The sequence below is a fragment of the Herbiconiux oxytropis genome (assembly GCF_024979315.1).
In the GTDB taxonomy this organism is placed as follows: domain Bacteria; phylum Actinomycetota; class Actinomycetes; order Actinomycetales; family Microbacteriaceae; genus Herbiconiux; species Herbiconiux oxytropis.
This window is the reverse complement of the sequence record NZ_JANLCK010000002.1, coordinates 243,888-262,254: the sequence shown is the minus strand read 5'-3', so window position 1 is coordinate 262,254 and position 18,367 is coordinate 243,888. Positions and strand designations below refer to the sequence as shown.

18 protein-coding genes and 1 tRNA gene are annotated in these 18,367 nt (G+C 72.1%); 9 read left to right on the top strand and 10 right to left on the bottom strand.

Annotated elements, in window-relative coordinates; all coding sequences use genetic code 11:
• Position 1: 1 nt before the first annotated feature.
• Both N1028_RS04320 and N1028_RS04315 read right to left on the bottom strand, forming a co-directional pair.
• Positions 2–589 (bottom strand): FHA domain-containing protein FhaB/FipA, encoded by a 588-nt coding sequence (locus N1028_RS04320; protein ID WP_259525592.1) that lies wholly within the window; start codon positions 587–589, stop codon positions 2–4.
• Positions 590–599: 10 nt separating this feature from the next.
• Positions 600–1,349 carry an FHA domain-containing protein gene (locus N1028_RS04315; RefSeq protein ID WP_259525591.1) on the bottom strand — a complete coding sequence of 250 codons (750 nt, stop codon included), beginning with the start codon at positions 1,347–1,349 and terminating at the stop codon, positions 600–602.
• A gap of 214 nt (positions 1,350–1,563) precedes the next feature.
• On the opposite strand from N1028_RS04315, the gene N1028_RS04310 reads away from it, so the two are divergent.
• Positions 1,564–1,647 (top strand) — tRNA-Leu (locus N1028_RS04310).
• 14 nt (positions 1,648–1,661) lie between these two features.
• Here the strand turns inward: N1028_RS04310 and N1028_RS04305 are convergent.
• Positions 1,662–2,972: a hypothetical protein gene (locus N1028_RS04305; RefSeq protein ID WP_259525590.1), complete on the bottom strand. Its 1,311-nt coding sequence runs from the start codon at positions 2,970–2,972 to the stop codon at positions 1,662–1,664.
• Positions 2,973–3,073: 101 nt separating this feature from the next.
• On the opposite strand from N1028_RS04305, the gene N1028_RS04300 reads away from it, so the two are divergent.
• Positions 3,074–3,448, top strand: a complete 375-nt coding sequence (locus N1028_RS04300; RefSeq protein ID WP_259525589.1) for a hypothetical protein — start codon at positions 3,074–3,076, stop codon at positions 3,446–3,448.
• Positions 3,449–3,461: 13 nt separating this feature from the next.
• Here N1028_RS04300 and N1028_RS04295 read toward each other — a convergent pair whose 3' ends face one another.
• Both N1028_RS04295 and N1028_RS04290 read right to left on the bottom strand, forming a co-directional pair.
• Complete coding sequence (locus N1028_RS04295; protein WP_259525588.1) at positions 3,462–4,064, bottom strand: alpha/beta hydrolase; 603 nt, start codon at positions 4,062–4,064, stop codon at positions 3,462–3,464.
• Between the two features lie 302 nt (positions 4,065–4,366).
• Entirely contained in the window at positions 4,367–5,845 is a 1,479-nt protein-coding gene (locus N1028_RS04290) for a coiled-coil domain-containing protein (protein ID WP_259525587.1), read from the bottom strand.
• 144 nt (positions 5,846–5,989) lie between these two features.
• On the opposite strand from N1028_RS04290, the gene N1028_RS04285 reads away from it, so the two are divergent.
• Positions 5,990–7,129 carry a choice-of-anchor D domain-containing protein gene (locus tag N1028_RS04285; protein ID WP_259525586.1) on the top strand — a complete coding sequence of 380 codons (1,140 nt, stop codon included), beginning with the start codon at positions 5,990–5,992 and terminating at the stop codon, positions 7,127–7,129.
• 268 nt (positions 7,130–7,397) lie between these two features.
• Here N1028_RS04285 and N1028_RS04280 read toward each other — a convergent pair whose 3' ends face one another.
• Positions 7,398–8,069, bottom strand: a complete 672-nt coding sequence (locus N1028_RS04280; RefSeq protein WP_259525585.1) for an HAD hydrolase-like protein — start codon at positions 8,067–8,069, stop codon at positions 7,398–7,400.
• A gap of 88 nt (positions 8,070–8,157) precedes the next feature.
• Between N1028_RS04280 and N1028_RS04275 the strand changes: the two genes are divergently transcribed.
• Positions 8,158–9,333 (top strand): SLC13 family permease, encoded by a 1,176-nt coding sequence (locus tag N1028_RS04275; RefSeq protein ID WP_259525584.1) that lies wholly within the window; start codon positions 8,158–8,160, stop codon positions 9,331–9,333.
• 13 nt (positions 9,334–9,346) lie between these two features.
• On the opposite strand, the gene N1028_RS04270 is transcribed toward N1028_RS04275, so the two are convergent.
• Genes N1028_RS04270 through N1028_RS04260 form a run of 3 tightly spaced genes read right to left on the bottom strand, consistent with a single transcriptional unit; the run spans position 9,347 to position 11,829 of the window.
• Positions 9,347–9,748, bottom strand: coding sequence for an SseB family protein (locus N1028_RS04270; RefSeq protein WP_259525583.1), 402 nt, complete (start codon positions 9,746–9,748; stop codon positions 9,347–9,349).
• A gap of 20 nt (positions 9,749–9,768) precedes the next feature.
• Entirely contained in the window at positions 9,769–10,464 is a 696-nt protein-coding gene (gene nucS / locus N1028_RS04265; protein ID WP_259525582.1) for an endonuclease NucS, read from the bottom strand.
• Positions 10,465–10,488: 24 nt separating this feature from the next.
• The gene (locus N1028_RS04260; RefSeq protein WP_259525580.1) at positions 10,489–11,829 is read right to left on the bottom strand and encodes an MFS transporter; all 1,341 of its coding nucleotides are present in this window, start codon (positions 11,827–11,829) and stop codon (positions 10,489–10,491) included.
• A gap of 53 nt (positions 11,830–11,882) precedes the next feature.
• Between N1028_RS04260 and N1028_RS04255 the strand changes: the two genes are divergently transcribed.
• Both N1028_RS04255 and N1028_RS04250 read left to right on the top strand, forming a co-directional pair.
• Positions 11,883–13,019 (top strand): LacI family DNA-binding transcriptional regulator, encoded by a 1,137-nt coding sequence (locus N1028_RS04255; RefSeq protein ID WP_259525579.1) that lies wholly within the window; start codon positions 11,883–11,885, stop codon positions 13,017–13,019.
• A 44-nt stretch (positions 13,020–13,063) separates the two neighbouring features.
• A complete protein-coding gene (locus N1028_RS04250) occupies positions 13,064–13,876 on the top strand; it encodes an MBL fold metallo-hydrolase (RefSeq protein ID WP_259525578.1) in 813 nt (270 codons plus the stop codon).
• Between the two features lie 9 nt (positions 13,877–13,885).
• Here the strand turns inward: N1028_RS04250 and N1028_RS04245 are convergent, their stop codons facing one another.
• Positions 13,886–15,277 carry an MATE family efflux transporter gene (locus N1028_RS04245; RefSeq protein WP_259525577.1) on the bottom strand — a complete coding sequence of 464 codons (1,392 nt, stop codon included), beginning with the start codon at positions 15,275–15,277 and terminating at the stop codon, positions 13,886–13,888.
• Between the two features lie 114 nt (positions 15,278–15,391).
• On the opposite strand from N1028_RS04245, the gene N1028_RS04240 reads away from it, so the two are divergent.
• The 3 genes from N1028_RS04240 (at position 15,392) to N1028_RS04230 (ending at position 18,362) form a co-directional block, all read left to right on the top strand.
• Positions 15,392–15,817: a DUF6325 family protein gene (locus N1028_RS04240; protein ID WP_259525576.1), complete on the top strand. Its 426-nt coding sequence runs from the start codon at positions 15,392–15,394 to the stop codon at positions 15,815–15,817.
• 41 nt (positions 15,818–15,858) lie between these two features.
• A complete protein-coding gene (locus N1028_RS04235) occupies positions 15,859–16,251 on the top strand; it encodes an SHOCT domain-containing protein (RefSeq protein ID WP_259525575.1) in 393 nt (130 codons plus the stop codon).
• Between the two features lie 98 nt (positions 16,252–16,349).
• Complete coding sequence (locus tag N1028_RS04230; protein WP_259525574.1) at positions 16,350–18,362, top strand: M13 family metallopeptidase; 2,013 nt, start codon at positions 16,350–16,352, stop codon at positions 18,360–18,362.
• Positions 18,363–18,367: the final 5 nt, after the last annotated feature.

Genomic DNA, 18,367 nt, shown 5'->3' with positions numbered 1-18,367 from the left:
CTCACCGTCGGAGTTCGAAGCTCGTGGCGCCGATTCGGATCGGCGTGTTCAGCGGGATGTGCACCGGGGCGGTGACGCGATTGCCGTCGAGGAAGGTTCCGTTCGTGGAGTCGAGGTCCTGGATGACCCACTCGTCGCCCCAGATCATGAGCCGGGCGTGGTGGGTGGAGGTGTAGTCGTCTCGGATCACGACGCTGGAGTCGGACGAGCGGCCGATGGTCAGCGGCTCGGAGCCGAGACTGATCTCGCTGCCCGACTTGGGGCCGGAGGTGATGACGAGGCGGCTCGCGTTCGAGGTCGTGGCCCGTGGGGGCCCGCTCAGCTCGGTGCCGGGGGCGGGGACGAAGGTGGGCACCTTCGGGGCCGGGGGAGGGGGAGCCGCGGGGGACTGCGGCTGCGCGGTCTGCTGAGCCGAGCCGCCCTGTGCAGCACCGTTGTGGGACGGCTGCCCGCCGGCGGGCGCCTCCCGCAGCTTCCGCACGCGCTGACCGAACAGGTCGGAGCGCATGGCGTAGACCACGATGAAGATGAACACCCAGAGCAGCGCCAGGAAGGCGAGCTGGAGGATGAGGAGTGTGAGTTCGCTCATGATCGCCCGCCTACCTCCAGAATCCGCCGGGATCGGACTGCGGCGGGCGGGAGGAGGCGGGAGCGGCCGAGCCGCCCGGCCGGCCGGCGCGGCTGCCGGACTGCGGCACGATGCGGAAGACGATGCTCGTGCGGCCGATCTGGATGACGGAGTCGGGCTCGAGTGCCGCCCGGGAGAACGACTGGCCGTTCAGCTGGGAGCCGTTCGTCGAACCGAGGTCGCGTGCCTCGGCGCGCGTGCCGTCCCACAGGATCTCGACGTGCTTGCGGCTCGTGCCCGTGTCGTCGACCGTGATGTCGGCATCGCTGCCTCGGCCGATGACGGTGCGTGAGCGGGTGAGCGGATGACGCGTGCCCGCGATGTCGACCACCGGCATCCAGCTCACGTTCTGCTGCACGTTGGCCGATTCGATCTGCATGACGCCCGTGGTGAGCGAGGGGCTCTCGACGAGGTCGATCGAGATGCCGCCCGCGAACTGGAACCCCTGCTGCGCCGCGTGCTGCTGCACGATCTGCGTCAGGTCGTCGATGAGCGTGGGGCCGATGGTGGTCATGCGCTGATGGTCTGCCGGGGCCAGGAGCACGCGGAAGCTGTTGGGCACGAGGATGCGATCGCGCGACACGACGGCCGCCTTGGTGTCGAGCTCGCGCTTCAGCGCCGCGGAGATCTCGACCGGCTGGAGCCCCGAGCGGAAGGTCTTCGCGAAGGCGCCGTTGACGGCGCGCTCGAGACCCTTCTCGAAGTTGTCCAGGATTCCCACGTCGTTCGGTTCCCTTTCTGGGGCTCTCTGCTCGGGCCGTCTGCTCGCGCTTCTCGGCACAGGATTTCGCGCAGCCGGGAGTCGTCAAGGCGTGAACGCTAGGACGATGTTACTTGCCCTGGGTGACAATTCCCCTCGTTCCCGCGGCGAGGGGGTTCTCGGGGCCGTCGTGGTTCGCACCACGCCGCATCCGCATGCTAATCTCTCCTAGTTCGCGCGAGTGGCGGAATTGGCAGACGCGCTGGCTTCAGGTGCCAGTGCCCGCAAGGGCGTGGGGGTTCAAGTCCCCCCTCGCGCACGGACAAGGCCCGATCATCTGGAATTCTCCGGGTGGCCGGGCCTTCTTGCTGTGTGCTCGCGCCCGATGACGAGGGTGAAGGTGAAGGAGCGGGCGGCCGACGGAGGTGGCGGTGGCGACGTCACGGGGGGCTGGGCCGCGGGTTCGGCTGCGGACTGGGCTGAGGCGGTCGGCGCGTCGAAGACGGCTTCGAGCAGACGTATGCGACGGAGCCTGGACTCGAGCTCGGCTCGTTGGAGGCCGTGGATGACGAGTCGCGCTGCGGCCCTCGGACCGATCCGGAATCGCGACGCGCGGCCGGGCGCGAGCAGTGCCGAGACCGGAATCGCCGAGGGTGAGGCGAAGATGGCTCCCAGCAGAAGGGCTTGAGCGATCGGCATGCCGGCGCGCACGAGGACGACGACGAGCCAGACGGTGAACCCCACGGCCGGCGCGAGGAGCAGAACCGAGCCGACGACCGCGAGGGGGCGCGCGGGCGCCGACCACCGCGATGTGCTCGCGCGACTCGCCCGTGCCAGAGCGACCGCAGCGATCGCGAAGGCGACGAGGAGCGCTCCCGTGAGCGCGATCTCGAGCGCCGCCGCTGGCGCCCCGGTGCTCAGGGCACGGAGCCGTGCCGGTTCCGCCTGCGGCTCGCTCGCGCCGACCAGGGCGACGAAGGAGGCGATCAGGATCGCCTCGATCACCGCGATCCAGGCGATGCCGAGGGCCACTCCCGCCGCCGTGGCCGCTCGCGGGTGCCGACGCAGGGCTCTGCGGTCGCGAGCAGGCAGCCCGGCGTACGCGGTTACGGCGCGGCGCTGCGCGGGGATCAGCTGAGGGCGAGTGTCGAAGCGCAGCACCACGGTCGCGGCATCGACCGCGAAGAAGACGACGCCGGCCATGCCGAGGGAGGTCAGCAGCTGCACGGCCGGCTCCGCTGTGAGTGCGAGCAGTGCGAGCAACCAGGCATTGAGTGTGAAGGCACCGGCCAGGAGTGCCGCCCACCGGAAGCGGGCCACCCGGCGCAGCCTGTCATCGAGCCGGGCCGTGGACACGGGATGGTGGCCTGGTGGGGACCCGCCGGTTCCGTCTGACAGGCTCGTCCAGGAGACCTGCAGGGCGATCACGAATGCCCCGGCGACGGCCAGGAAGCCCCAGACGGTGGCGGCGGTCGTGCTCTCCAGCAGATCGGTCACCACCGTGGCGGGGCTCTCGCCTCGGACTGCTCCGAGGACGATCGCGCCGGCGAAGCCGAGTTCGGCGACGAAGGCGGCGAGCAGCACCGTGAGACCGGCGGTGGCCGGGAAGGGGTGGACGGCGGGGACACGCGGACGGGCGTTCATGCCGACAGTGAAGCGTGACCCACCGACAGTGTCGCGTCGTCGGAGGGGACTCTTCCGTGTCGAAAGGTGCGAGTTAGTTGACCGAGGTTCACAATTGGGGTGTGACCAGAGAGAACGAGACAGCACGCATCCACCCGCTCATGTCGGCCGAGACGAACGTGCAGCGGATCATGTGGACGGGGACGGCGTGGTTCGCCGTGGCCGCGGGCTCGGCGGCGATCGTGCTGGGGATGCTGCTGTCGTCGGGATGGCGGCCGGCGCAGCTGCCGGACGACCTGCAGGTGCTCTGGTGGGTGGGATCGGTGCTCGTGGCGCTCAGCGTGGGACTGATCGGGTGGTCGGGGTGCCCCATCCTCGAGGTGGACGTGCCGACCGCGAGCCGGAACAAGAGCCGCACGATGCAGCTGGGCACGATGTTCTTCATCATCGGCGGGGCCGTGGCGCTGTTCGCCGTGCTGCTGGGGCCTGCCGCCTGAGAGGGCCCGTGCGTCAGTCAGGTGCCGCTGAGGTTCTGATGAGATCGGTGACCGCGGCGGTGATCTGGGAGCGCACCACGGCATCCGTGGTGGTGGCGGTGCCGTCGCCCGGCTGCAGGCCGTAGTCGCCGAACTGCGCATGCGCGGCACCGGGGAGCTGCACGAAGACCGTGTCGCTCGGGAGCGCATCGCGGGAGGCGTCGATCTTCGCCGGCGTGCTGAGACCGTCGTTCTCGCCCGAGAGGGAGAGGACCGGCTTTCCGAGCCCGGATTCGTCGCCCGCGCAGTAGGAGGCGAAGAGCACGAGGCCCGAGACCGCAGGGTCGCCCGCGTACTGGCAGGCCTTCACGCCACCGAGTGAGTGGCCGCCCACGAACCACTGCTCGACGGTGGGGGCGAGGGAGGTGAAGGCCTCCAAGGGGCGGAACTCGGCGATCGCGAAGTTGAGCACGGGGCGCACGATCACGACCGTGGTGCCGGCGGCGGCGATGCCGCTGAGCTTGTCGGCGTAGGCGAGGGGGTCGACCTTGGCGCCGGCCAGGAAGACGAGACCGGTGCCGTCGGGGTCGGCAGGGGTGAGGACGACGTGGTCGTAGGTCCACTGGGTGGTGACCACGGGGTCGGCGGCGAGTGCCTCGACGGGGCCGCGTTCGGCGGCGAACGTGATGTGGGCGTAGACGAGGAAGGCGCCCGGGGCGGGGGGGAGGGGGGGGGGGAGGGCGGCCGGGGGGGGGGGGGGGGGGGGGGGGGGGGGGGGGCCGCGCTTCGGCCCGCCGGGGGGCAGGGCGGGCGGGCCGGGCTGGCGGGGGTGGCCGGGCTGGCGAGGCGGGCCGGGCTGGCGGCGCTGGCCGGGCTGGCGGGGGCGCTGGCCGGTGGGACTGCCGGTGGGACTGACGGCGGGGGGCTGCTCGGGTGGGGTCACGGGCGCAGGCCGCTCGCGTCGTAGCGGGCGAGGGCGTCGGCGTCGGTGGCTCGGGTGGCGGCGCGGCGCGCCGCGTCGAGGGCGGCCACCGGATCGGCCTCGAGGCGGGCGTGCTCGAGCTCGCGGCGTGCGTCGGCGAGGCGGGTGCGGGCATCCGTGCCCACGCGGCTGCGACGGCCCTCGATGAAGTCGCTCGCCTGGATGATGCGGCTCTCGGCCAGGGCGAGGGCGCCGCGCAGCGCTTCCCGGGCGGAGTCGAGGCGCTGCTGGGCGGTGCGGGCGATGGCCAGGGTGTCGTCGAGGCTGGTGGAGGCGGCGGTGAGGGCGTCGAGGTCGGCCACGGGATGGCGGAGGGCGGGTGCGGATGCGGCGGGTGTGGATGCGGCGGGTGTGGATGCAGCGGGTTCTGACGCGGCGCTCGTGGCGGACGCGCTGCCGAGGGCGGGTGCCGAGGCGCCGGGAGTGGCGCCTCCGGCCGTGTCGCGGGCGCGGGCGGTCTCGGTGGCGGAGGAGAGGCGGGCCGCCGCCTCGATGATGCGGGCGGCGGCACCCTGATCGTCGACGGTGTCGCGGAGGCGCGTGGCCTCGGCGAGGAGAGCGCTGGTGCGGTCGAGGGCCTCTTGGCGGGCTGCGGTGGCGGCGAGGAGGTCGGCGCGCAGCCGTTCGAGCGATTCGAGGAGTGTGCGGCCTCTGCGCATCCGTGCCGCCGCGATGTCGAGGCGCTTGGCCACGGAGGCCAGCGGGTCGGTGCGGAGAGTGGCGTCGACGTCGGCCGCGAGGGCCTCGGCCTCGTCGAAGCTCTCGGTCGCCGCCTCGATGTTGCCGGCGACGGCGGTGAGCGCTGCGGGGTCGTAGGCGGCCGCGAGCTCCTCGTGCACGGCGGCCGACCGCGTGAGCTCCGCGCGAGCGGCGGCGAGGTCGTCGTGGAGGCGCGCCACGGCGGCGGGGGCGGAGGTCTCTCGCCGTCGGCGCTCGCCGAAGGAGCGGGACTGGGCGGTCACGAGGGCGAGGGCGGAGTCGCTCAGCGAGAGGATGCGCTTGGTCCACTCGCGCTGCCGCTCCTCGGTGTCGGGGATGTGGTCGTCGAGCTGCTGCTGCAGGGCGAAGGCCTCGGCGGCCCGGCGCTCGGCGGTGTCGAGGGCGTCGGCGAACCCGTGCGTGCTCGCCTCGCCGAACTCGGCTTGGGCGAAGAGCAGCTCGTCGCGGCCGGCGCGGAGCGCGTCGTCCATCTGCACGAGCTGGATGCCGGCCTGACGGCGGAGGTCGGCGATGTCGACCTTCACGGGGGCGCCGCCGCCGATCTCGGGGAGCCCGGAGCCGTTCGGCCCGATCCGCACAGCGGCACCGCCGCCGGACCGCCCGCGCGCGGCGGCACGGTTGCGGCTCCGCCGGGTCAGGACCGTGGACACGGCGGCGAGCCCGAGCACGACGATGCCCAGCACGATCAGGCTCGGAAGGAGGGAGGTCTCACCCATCCCCGCATTCTACGAACCCCGGATGCCGCCGGGCTGGGCGTGCCGTGGCCTGTGGGATGCCACCCGGTTGCACACACCGCGGTCGGCGAATGAGTAGGGATTGCTCATAACGCCGGTCGGCTGCTGTCGGAGAAGGTGGGGCGCATGTCGCATCACCGTCGTCTTCGTCGATCGCTTCTCGCCTCCGTCCTGCTTGCGGGGCTCCTCGGGGTCGGTCTGGGAGCGGCGGTGGGAGCCGGGCCTGTCCCGGCCGCCGTCGCGGCGCCGGGCGATCAGGTGTCGGTGTCGATGCCCGGGCTCCCGCCCGACTTCGGCTATGTCAAGCAGGGCCAGACCGTGCAGCGCACGATCGAGATCCTCAACGACGGGACCGACAGCATCACCATCGACCCCGCGCCGCTCTCGGCGCTCGCTGCTCCCTTCACCCTCGTGGGCACGACGCTCGCGGCGGGTGATGTGATCGCACCCAACTCGCGGCGCAGCCTCACCGTGCGCTACACAGCACCGGCAGCCGGCACGGTGTCGTCGCAGCCGATCACGCTCACGATCGCCGACAACGACGTCGTCGGGGTCGGCGGGAGCGTCACGCTGGTCTTCGCGGCGCACGCGCTCGCCACCGATCGCGCCCACTTCGACGTCACGACGCCCGACGGCGCGGCGTCGCTCTCGTTCGGCAGCGTGGAGGTGGGGTCGAGCACGACCCGGCGGCTGACGCTCGCGGTGAAGGGGGTCGATCCGCTCGTCTTCGTCAACGGCGCGGTCTCGATCCTGGACACGTCGGGCAACCCGGCACCGGGAGTCCGCATCGCAGGCTCGTCGTTCGGAACAGCAGGCGTGAGATATCTGCCGGGCCAGACGGCGACTCTCGACCTGCAGTTCTCCCCGACTGCTGCGGGCACCTTCTCCGGGGTCGTGCGCATCACGGGGCAGGTCTCCAACGGCAACCCCGAGGCCCCGAGCCTCACCGTCGTGACGCCGTTCACCGCAGCCGCCACGGCGGTCGTCGTGCCGACCCCGACGCCCACACCCACGTCGACGCCCTCGCCTACCGCCACGCCGCAGCCGTCGCCGTCGCCGTCGCCGCAGCCCACGTCGGGCACCGCCGGTGGCCCGTCGGTGGCAGGCGGGTCGCCGGCCGGGGGCGCGGGCCGCTCCACGGCTGACGGCGCACGCCGCTCGGGGCTTGCGAACACGGGTGCGGAGGGTGCGCGCCTCGCCGGGTTCGGCATCCTGACGCTGCTGGCCGGCGCGGTCGCGCTGACTGTCGTGCGCCGCCGCGCCTGACGGGCTCCGGCTCCCGCTGCGGTTCCGGCTGCGACTGCGACTGCGCCTCTCGCTCCCACTTCCACGCCGTCTCCGAACGGTCGTTCGCGTTCAGAAGCGCACACGTAACGGCATCCGACGCTCTCTGCGGCTCGGCTGCCGTTGCGTGTGCGGTTTCGAACCGAAACGGTGGAGGCGGGGACGTCTGGAGGTGCGAGTGCGTGCCGGCGGCGGGCGGGCGGGCGGTGCATCGTGCCGCCGCGGCACCGGCCGGCTGCGCCCGCCCGGGCTACACGAGCGCTGTGCGGAGCTGGTCGACGGAGTGGACGACGCCGATCGCGCCGACCGACTCTGCGGGGGAGCCGTAGCCCCACTCGACCATGATGACCGGCACCCCGTGCTCGGCGGCCCCGTGCACGTCGTGCTCGCGATCGCCGACCATCACGAGGTTCGAGAGGTCGACGTCCTGCTCGCGCAGGCGTCGCAGGGCCTCGCCGACCACGTCGGCCTTCGCGCTGCGGGTCTCGTCCTCCGAGGCGCCGCAGATTACGGTGAAGCACTCCGTGAGCTCGAGGTGCGCGAGCACGCGGTTCGCCTGAACCTCCGACTTCGAGGTGGCCAGGGCGAGCGGGATGCCGGCGGCGTGCAAGGCGCGCACGAGCCCGAGCATGCCGGGGTAGACGGCCGCGTCGTCCTGCGGTCCGTCCGAGGCGGCGAGCCCACGGTAGACCTGCAGCGCCTCCTCGGCCTCGGCGGTGGTCATGGAGGCGACGTCGCGGAAGCCGTCGAGGATCGGCGGACCCACGAACGCCACGAGCTCCGCCGGCATCGGGACAGGCCGGCCCATCGCCTCGAGCGTGCGCGAGAGGCGCCCGATGATGCCGGGGGCGGAGTCGGTGATGGTGCCGTCGAGATCGAAGAGGATGCACGACCACGGCTTGGTGGGGTTCTGACGAGTCACCCGAGACATCCTAGGGTCGGCCCCCGAACTGCCCGAATCACGGACACCGTGGGGAGCACGGTCGCCGAGGATCTACAGTGGCCCGAGGATGGTTGCGAAGGCTCTGCAGCGGACAGGTGCGCTGCTCACGGTGCTGCTCATGGTGGCGGCGGCCGTCGTGGTCGCCACCGGGGCCCTTCCGTGGCCGGACGCCACCGCGCTCGCCGCCCGGGTGGCGCCCGTTCTGGCCTTCGTCGTGGCCATCACGGTGGTGGCCGAGCTCGCGAGCGCCGCCGGCGTCTTCACCGCCCTCGCCGAGCGGATGGCCGCGTGGGGCCGGGGTCGGGTCGCCGTGCTGTGGCTCCTCGTCATCGCCCTGGCGGTCGTGAGCACCGCCTTCCTCTCGCTCGACACCACCGCGGTGCTCGTGACACCCGTCGTGGTCGTGCTCGCGCTGCACATCGGTGTCTCCCCGATCCCGTTCGCCCTGGCGACCGTCTGGCTCGCCAACACCGCCTCCCTCTTCCTCCCGGTCTCGAACCTCACCAACCTGCTCGCCGCGCGCAGCTTCGACGGCGGCACCGCCGCCTTCGTAGCCGCCGCCTGGGCACCCGCGCTCGTGGGGGTCGTCGCCAGCGCGGGCATCCTGACCCTGGTCTACCGCCGATCGCTGCGCGGCCGCTTCGAGCTGCCCGAGCGCACGCCGGTGACCGATCGCCCGCTGCTCGTCTACTCCGCGGTGGTGGTGCTCCTGCTGCTGCCGCTGCTCGTCTCCGGCCTCGAGGTCGCGATCGTGGCGGGCGCGGCCGCCGTGCTGCTGCTCGGCGCCTTCCTCGTGCGCGACCGCTCGGCGCTCACCGCATCGCTCGTGCCCTGGCAGGCGCTCGGCATCGCGGCGAGCCTCTTCGTGCTCGTGGAGGCGGCCCAGGTGAACGGGCTCGAAGACCTGCTGACGGCGGTGAGCGGATCGGGCGACGACCCGCTCAGCCTCCTGCACCTGGCCGCCATCGGAGCGCTCGGCGCCAACACCATCAACAACCTCCCCGCCTACCTCGTGCTCGAACCCCAGGCGGCGGGAGACACGACGCGGCTCGTGGCGCTGCTGATCGGCGTGAACCTCGGCCCGCTCGTCACCCCATGGGCCTCGCTCGCCACCCTGCTCTGGCACCAGCGGCTCACCACGCTCGGGGTGCGCATCTCGTGGCCGCGCTTCATGGGGCTCGGCCTCGTGGGGGTCGCGGTGGTCGTTCCGGCGGCGGTCGCCGCCCTCGCGCTCCTCGGCTGAGCGCGGGGCCGCCTCAGGCCACGACGAAGTCGCGCTTGATCACCTGGCCGAGCGAGCCGACGTCGAACTGCACCGCCACGAAATCCGCGGTCTGCACGAGCGCCAGCGCATCCGGAGCCGGAAGGATCATGGCCTGAGCGCCCGCCCGGGCCTCGGCCGGCACCGCGAGCCGCAGCTCGGCGATCGAGGTGAACAGCGGAAGCACCAGCTCGCCGCTCGTGGAGAGCAGGGTGCGCACCTGGGGGTCTGCCGCATCCGTGGTGCCCGTGATGTCGACCACGAGGCCACCCGAGCGCATCGCCTTCAGCAGCGCGTCGAGCGTGGTGCGGTTCGGCAGAGCGCCGAAGGTCTCGAGGGCCTTCCGCAGAGGGCGGTTGGCGTAGGACTTGGGGAAGGCGGGGGTGCGGGAGGCCACGACACCAGCCTAAGAGAGGGTCAGAACAGTCGCGAGTCGGCGTCGTCGAGGCCGCGCATGGCGTCGTAGTCGAGCACGAGGCAGCGGATGCCGCGATCCTCTGCGAGGGTGCGGGCCTGCGGCTTGATCTCCTGTGCCGCGAACACACCGCGCACGGGAGAGAGATGGGGATCGCGGTTCATCAGCTCGAGGTAGCGGGTGAGCTGCTCGACGCCGTCGATGTCACCCCGCCGCTTGATCTCGACCGCCACCGCGGCCCCGACCTGATCGCGAGCGAGGATGTCGACCGGCCCGATGGCCGTCATGTACTCGCGTCGCACGAGGGTGTGGCCATCGCCGAGCAGGTCGATCTGCTCGGCGAGGAGCTTCTGCAGGTGCGCCTCCACCCCGTCCTTGACGAGCCCGGGGTCGATGCCGAGCTCGTGCGAGGAGTCGTGCAGCACCTCGTGGATCGACACGATCAGCACGTCGTCGGTCTTCTTCTGGGTGACCTTCCAGAGCTCCGTGATGCCGGCTTCGAGCTGGTCGGCGTCGGGCTCCTGCGTGGTGATGGAGCACGGCGGGCTCATCCAGTTCAGCGGCTTGTAGCTTCCGCCGTCGCTGTGCACGAGGATGCTGCCGTCGCTCTTCAGCATCAGCAGCCGCTTCGCGAGCGGGAGGTGGGCGCTGAGCCGGCCGGCGTAGTCGACGGAACAGGTGGCAATGACGAGACGCACCTGTAGAGCGTAACGCCCGGGGGGTCAGGCGTCGGCCGGGCCTGAGCCGGAGGTGGTGCCCGGCGTGCCCGTGCTGGTCGTGCTCGTGCCTGCGCCCGTCGTGCTCCGGATGCGGCCGCGCTCACGGGCGGCCGGCGAGGCGAGCCCTGCGATCACCACGAGCACCAGCACGAGCACGAGCGCGTTCAGGATGCCGAGCTCGTGACCGAGCAGGCCGATCACCGGCGGGCCCACGAGGAACGCGACGTAGCCGATGATCGCGACGGCGCTCACGCGCGCCGCAGAGAGCTTCGGATCGTCGGTGTCAGCCGCCGCCGACATGCCCACGGGGAAGCCGAGCGAGCATCCGATGGCCCAGAAGGCGACGCCGACGTAGGCGATCCACGGTTCGGGGGCGAAGATGAACGCCGCGAGGCCCAGCACGCCGACGGCGGCGCTCACCCGCAGCACGGGCACGCGGCCGAAGCGGTCGAGCACGGGGCCGCCCAGCACGCGGCCCGCGGTCATCGACACGGTGAACAGGCCGAAGATCACGGCGGCGGTGGTGTTGGACTGGCCGTAGCCGTCGACGACGGCGATGGTGAGCCAGTCGTTCGCGGAGCCCTCGGCGAAGGCCATGCCGAGCATGATGAGGCCGATCAGGAGGAGGCGGCCGTCGCGCCACACCGAGAGGCTGTCGGCGAGGCGGCGGAGGAACGGTGTGCGGACGGCGCCCGCTGCTGCTCCGGTGGTCGCCTCGACCTCGGTTTCGGCGCCACGGGGCACGAAGCGGATGGCGAGCACCGCGCACACCGCGATCACGACGGCGATGCCGGCCAGGTGCACGGCGACGGAGACACCGAGACCGGAGGCCAGGGCGCCGACCCCCGCGCCGGTGACGGTGCCGAAACTGAAGAAGGCGTGCATGAGGGGGAGGATCGTCTTGCCGATGGCGCGCTCGGCGGCGGCGCCCTCGACGTTCATCATGACGTCGACCGATCCGTTGCCGAAGCCGGCCAGGGCGAGGCCCACGGCTACCACGGGTGCGGAGACGAGCAGATCGGCACCGACGCCGATGACCGCGATGCCGACGGCGACCACCGTGAGGGCCACCAGCATGCCGGCCTTGGCGCCGATGCGATGCACGATGGGCGGCGCGGCGATGAGGCCGATGACGCTGCCCGCCGACATGGCGAAGATGAGGATGCCGAGCTCGGCGGTATCGAGGCCGAGCTCGTCGCGCACGGCGGGGAGGCGTGCCACCCAGCTCGCGAGCGAGAGGCCGCTGAGCGCGAAGATCACGAACAGGGCGTTGCGCCAGGCGAGCAGCTGGCGGCGGGTCAAGGTGCTCTTGTGGGGGGCGGGCGGAAGGGCGCTGTCCGTCATGGTTCTCCGTATCGAATCGATTCGATCGAATCGATTCGACTACAGTAGCAAGCGTGTCCGCCTCCGATCAAGCACGAGCCACCCTGCTCGATGTCGCGCGGCTCGCCGGCGTCAGCCGCTCGACCGCGTCGCTCGCGTTCAGCGGAGCTGGGCCCGTCTCGGAAGCCACGCGCGCGAAGGTGATGGCGGCATCCGCCGAACTGGGCTACTCGGGGCCCGATCCGCGGGCGCGGTCGCTCCGGCAGGGGCGGTCGGGTGTCGTGGGGATCGTGTTCGACGAGACGCTGCTGAGCGCGTTCCGCGATCCGGTGAACGTGGCGACCCTCGACGGCATCGCGAGCGGCCTCGGCGACGGCAGCAACGGACTCCTCCTGCTCACCGAGACGGGCGCCGTCGAGTCGAGCATCGCGTCGGCCGCGATCGACGCCGCCGTGCTGATGGGGTGCTCGCCCGTGTTCGACCGCGTGGTGGTGGAGCTCGAGCGGCGCGGGGTGCCGGTGGTGTCGATCGAGGGTGGCGCTGGCGCCGCGTCCGCGTCTGGTGCCGACCCAGTGCCTGCCGACCCGGTGCCCGCCGACCCGGTGCCCGCCGCCCCGGCGGGGCCTGCGCGGGTCGACGTGGCGCTCGACAACGTCGAGGCATCCGAGACCCTCGCGCGGCACCTGCACGAACTGGGGCACCGGCGGGTGGGGGTGCTGAGCCTCGCCACCGACCCCTCGCGCGAGACCGGTCTGATCACGCCCGAGCGCGAGGCCTCGCTCACCACCACCGTGACGGCGGATCGGCTGGCCGGGGTGCGGCGCGTGTTCCCGGATGCGGTGGCCGTGTCGTCCGGGTGGAACTCGGTCGACGAGGCGGTGCGCGCCGCGCGGATCCTGCTCGGGGTGGAGGTCGAGGTCCGCCCGACGGCGGTGCTCGCGCAGAGCGACCTGCTGGCGGTGGGGGTGCTGCAGGTGGCCGCCGAGCTCGGGCTGCGCGTGCCCGAGGACCTCAGCCTCACGGGCTTCGACGGCGTGCCCATCGAGGGGCTCGCCGGCCACGACCTCACCACCATGGTGCAGCCCGCCGCCGAGAAGGGCCGGGAGGCGGGCCGCGCAGTGCGTGCCCTGCTGGCGGGGGAGGAGGTGGGTTCGGTGGTGTTCCGCTGCACCTTCCACCGGGGTGCGACGACGGCACCGCCGCGCGCCTGACTCACCTGGCTCGGGCGCGGCGGAGCGCCTGGGAGAATCGAGGCATGCAGCTCACCGTGCTCGGAACCGCCACGCCGTACCCGCGCCCGGACGAGCCCTGCTCCGGCTACCTCCTGCGGGGCGGCACGGACGGGTCGGCAGCCGGCTCGCGCACCACTCTCTGGATCGACGCGGGAACCGGCACCCTCGCCGAACTGCAGCGTCACATCACCCTCTCCGAACTCGACGCCATCTGGATCTCGCACCGTCACGCCGATCACTCCGCGGATCTCCTCGTGGCCTACTACGCCCTGCGCTTCGCCGATCCGGTGCTCCGCCCGGTCGCACCGATCCCTCTCATCGGCCCCGAGAGCCTGCTCGAGCGGCTCGCCGCCTTCCTCGGCCCGAACGCGGTCGACGAGCTGCCGAGGGTGTTCGACTTCCGCCCGATGAGCGGTTTCGGAGACGCTCGCTTCGGTGATCTCGAGCTCTCCTGGGGCCCGGTGCAGCACGGCGTGCCTGCCTTCGGCCTCACGGTCGACGAGCGCCAGACGACCGGCGGCACCCGCCGTTTCGCCTACTCGGGTGACTCGGCCCCGTGCCTCTCCCTCGAGGAGATCGGCGAGGGTGCCGACCTCCTCCTCGTGGAGTGCGGCTATGAAGCCGACCCGTCGACGCGATCGGATGCGTCGCGCACCCCTCCCGCCCACCACACCCCCGAAGACGCCGGCCGCACCGCCACCGCGGCCCGTGCTTCCCATCTCGTGCTCACCCACCTCGCCGATGGCCTCACCGCCGCAGATGCCACCTCCCGAGCGGCCGCCCACTTCACGGGGCCCGTCGACATCGCTGTCCGAGGGGCGCTTCTGGACGTGTGAACCGCGCCGTCAGGCGGCGGGGGCGCCCGTCACGATCCAGCGGGAGCCGCGGGCGCGGAGGCCGAGGGTGAGCGCGCGGGCGCCGATGTAGCCGAGGCCGAATGCGAGCCAGAGCCAGACCAGCGCGGCGACCCCGCCGATGGCATCCGGCGGCCCTGCGCTGCTGAGCGCGTCGGCGGTGCCCACCGCATCCGCACCCCCGCCCCGCGTGAAGACCACCGCCACCGCCGCCAGCAGCGGCGCGTACATCGCGAGGTTCACAAGCCCCGTCAGGGCGAGGTACCGGGCGTCGCCCGCGCCGATGAGCACGCCGTCGAGCACGAAGACGTAGCCGGCGAGCGGCACGCCCACTGCCATCGCGAGAAGCACCGCCGTGACCGCCTGCTGCACCGACGCCGACGACGAGAACACCGGCCCCGCGAACGGCGCGAGCACCGCCACGAGAGCACCGAGCACCACGCCCGACAGCAGTCCCCAGCGCACGAGCCGCCGGGTCACGGCGTGCACGCGGTCGACGTCGGCGGCGCCGAGCCCGTGCCCCACCATCGCCTGGCCCGCGATCGCGAGGGCATCGAGCACGAAGGCGAGGGTCGTGAAGATCGTCATGGCGATCTGGAACGCCGCGAGCGAGGTCACCCCGAAGCCCGCCGCCACGGCGATCGACGCGAGCAGCGCTGCCCGCAGGCTCGCGGTGCGGAGGAGGAGCCAGCCTCCCGCCATCGCCGCCCCGCCGACCCCGTCGAGCCCTGGGCGGAGCGACACCGCCACCCGCCGGGCCGCCCGCACCGCGATCACCACGTAGACCGCGGCCATCCCCCACTGGGCGAGCACCGTGCCGATCGCGGATCCGGCGATCCCCCAGCCGAAGCCGTAGATGAACAGCGCGTTCAGCATCGCGTTGACCGCGAACCCGCCGACCGCCACGACGAGCGGCGTGCGCGTGTCCTGCAGCCCCCGCAGCAGCCCGGTCGCCGCGATCACGACGAGCATGCCGGGCAGCCCGATGAGGGAGATCGTGAGGTAGGTGGTCGCGGCCTCGGAGACGGCCGCCGTGGAGCCGAACAGCCGCACCACCGACCCCGCGAGCGGCCACCCCAGGAACGCGAGCACGACGCCCGCGCCGAGCGCGAGCCACATGCCGTCGATCCCCGCCTTGATGGCCCCCGGAGCATCCCCTGCCCCGAGCCGCCTGGCGACCGCCGGCGTCGTGGCGTAGGCGAGGAAGATGAGCAGCCCCACCACCGTCTGCAGCACCGCACCCGCCACCCCGAGGGCGGCGAGCGGCGTCTCACCGAGGTGACCCACGAGAGCGGTGTCCGTGAGCAGGAACAACGGCTCCGCCACGAGTGCGCCGAGCGCCGGCACCGCCAAGCGCAGGATGTCGCGGTCGATCGTCAGCACCCGTTCAGCCTAGGACGCTGGTCGCGTGCCGCCTCGGGCTGATAGCGTGCCGACCAGCAGCGCGAAGACGGCTACGGGTCGCTCCGGCACGCTGGCCCGAGGCGAGGATGTCCCATGACCGAATTCCGCTACGGCCCCGTCGAGCTGATCCTGGTGGGCTTCGAGGGCGAGCGCCCCGGCCCCGAGATCGTCGACGCCTTCCGCGATGTGATCGACGCCGGCGCCGTGCGGCTGCTCGACCTGCTCTTCGTGACGCGCTCGCCGGAGGGCGAGCTGACCGTGCTCGAGCTCGACGAGGCGGGCGACTCGATCGGTCTCGATGCCGTGGCTCTCGAGGCGACGGGACTGGCCTCGATCGAGGATGTCGAGGAGCTCGCGAGCGAGATCCCCGCCGGCTCCTCCGCCGCCCTGCTCGTGGTGGAGCTCACCTGGGCGAAGGCGCTCGCCTCGAAGCTCGCGGCCGGGCGCGGCTCGGTGCTCAGCACCGAGCGCATCCCGGCCCCCGTCGTCAACGAGGTCCTCGCCGCCATCACGGCCTGACCGGCACCACCCCCGCACCACCACTCGAACAGGAGAACCAGATGCCCATGTTCCGACGGATGGGCCGTCCCGGCCTCCTCGGCCTCGCCGCCCGCACCGCCGTGGTGGCGGGAACAGCCTCCATGGTGACGGGCGGGATGCGGAACCGCCAGCAGGCCCGCGCCGAGAGCGCCGAGCAGCAGCAGGCGTACGCCGCCCAGCAGCAGCAGGCGCAGATCGACGCGGCCGCCGCTGCCGCCGTCGCCGCCCAGCAGCCGGCCGCCGGAGTGGCGCCCGCGGTGCCGCCACCCGCATCCGCTTCACCCGCTGCCCCTGGCGCCGCCGCCGGGGGCGTCGACATCATCGCCGAGCTCCAGAAGCTGGCGGCCCTCAAAGATGCCGGCGTGCTCACCGACGCCGAGTTCACCGCCGCCAAGGGCAAGCTCCTCGCCTGACCCTCCGCCGACCCGTCACTTTCCACACCGACGAGGCACGGGATGTGTGCGCAGTGACGTCTCGGCAGGGGCTGGGGTGGGGTGCGTAGAGTTGGTGCGTGACTGACTCCGGAATCGACCTCGCCGAACTCGACCCGACCATCCGCCCCCAGGACGACCTGTTCCGCCACGTCAACGGGAAGTGGATCGCGCGCACCGAGATCCCCGACGACAAGGCGCGCTACGGCTCGTTCTACCAGCTCGCCGAAGAGGCCGAGAAGGCGGTGCGCGACATCGTGGTGGAGGCGCAGTCGGCCGCCGAGGGCACGGAGCAGCGGAAGTTCGGCGACCTCTTCACGAGCTTCATGGACGAGGAGCGCATCGACGCCCTCGGCGCCGCCCCGCTCGAGCCGCAGCTCGCTCTCATCGACGCGATCGACGACATCCCTTCGCTGGCCCGCACGCTCGGCCGGCTCGAGCGCCAGGGCGTGCCCGGCCTTCTCCGCCTCTTCGTCGACAACGACCCCGGCAACCCGGAGCGCTACCTCGTGTTCGTGGAGCAGGGCGGCATCTCGCTGCCGGACGAGAGCTACTTCCGCGACGAGAAGTTCGCGTCGGTGCGGGAGGCCTACGTCGGCCACATCCAGCGGATGCTCGAGCTCGCCGGCCTCGACGACGCGCCCGTGCGCGCCCAGCGCGTGTTCGACCTCGAGACCCTGATCGCCTCCTCGCACTGGGACAACGTGCGCACGCGTGACGCCCAGGCCACCTACAACCTCGTCTCCTGGAGCGAGTTCCTCGATCAGGCGGGTGCTGCCGCCACGGTGTCCGAGGCCTCGGCCGACGGCTCATCGCGCGTCTCCCTCTTCGACCTCTGGCGCGACGCGCTCGACGCGCCGGCCGGCGTGTTCGACGAACTCGTGGTGCGCGAGCCGAGCTTCATCACGGGTCTCGCGGCCGCCCTCACCGAGGCGCCGCTGGAGAGCTGGAAGGACTGGCTGAGCTGGCAGGTCGTGCACGGCTGGGCCCCCTACCTGCCGGGCGCCTTCGTGGAGGAGAACTTCGACTTCTACGCCCGCACCCTCACCGGCACCCCGAGCATGCGTGACCGCTGGAAGCGCGGTGTCTCGCTCGTGGAAGGGTCGATGGGCGAGGCGGTCGGCCGCATCTATGTGGAGAAGTTCTTCCCTCCCACCGCCAAGGCGGCGATGGACGTGCTCGTGGCCAACCTCATCGAGGCCTACCGCGAGAGCATCTCGACGCTGTCGTGGATGAGCCCGGCCACGCGTGAACGCGCCCTCGAGAAGCTCGGCAAGTTCACGCCCAAGATCGGCTTCCCCGCGACATGGCGCGACTACTCGGCGCTCGAGATCGACCCCACCGACCTCATCGGGAACGTGCGGGCCACGAGCGAGTTCGAGTTCCAGCGCGAGCTCGGCAAGATCGGCAGGCCGCTGGATCGCGACGAGTGGTTCATGACCCCGCAGACCATCAACGCCTACTACAACCCCGGCTTCAACGAGATCGTGTTCCCGGCGGCCATCCTGCAGCACCCGTTCTTCGACGAGGCGCGGGATGCCGCGGCCAACTACGGCGCCATCGGCGCGGTGATCGGCCACGAGATCGGGCACGGCTTCGACGACCAGGGCTCGCGCTTCGACGGCGACGGGCGGCTCACCGACTGGTGGACGGCCGACGACCGTGAGGCGTTCGAGAAGCTCACGTCGTCGCTCATCGAGCAGTACGACGCGCTCGCACCCGCCCAGGTGCCCGACCACCACGTCAACGGCGCCCTCACGATCGGCGAGAACATCGGCGACCTCGGGGGTCTCGGCATCGCCTGGAAGGCGTACCTGCTGTCGCTGCGCGACGCATCCGGTGCACCCGTCGAACCGCCCGTGATCGACGGACTCACGGGAGCCCAGCGGTTCTTCCTGAGCTGGGCGCAGGCGTGGCAGCAGAAGTCGCGCGACGCCGAGGTCATCCGCCTGCTCTCGATCGACCCGCACTCGCCCAACGAGTTCCGCTGCAACCAGATCGTGCGCAACATCGACGAGTTCTACGAGGCGTTCGAGGTGGGTTCTTCGGACGGACTCTGGTTGAATCCAGCTGAGCGTGTGACCATCTGGTAGGAGCG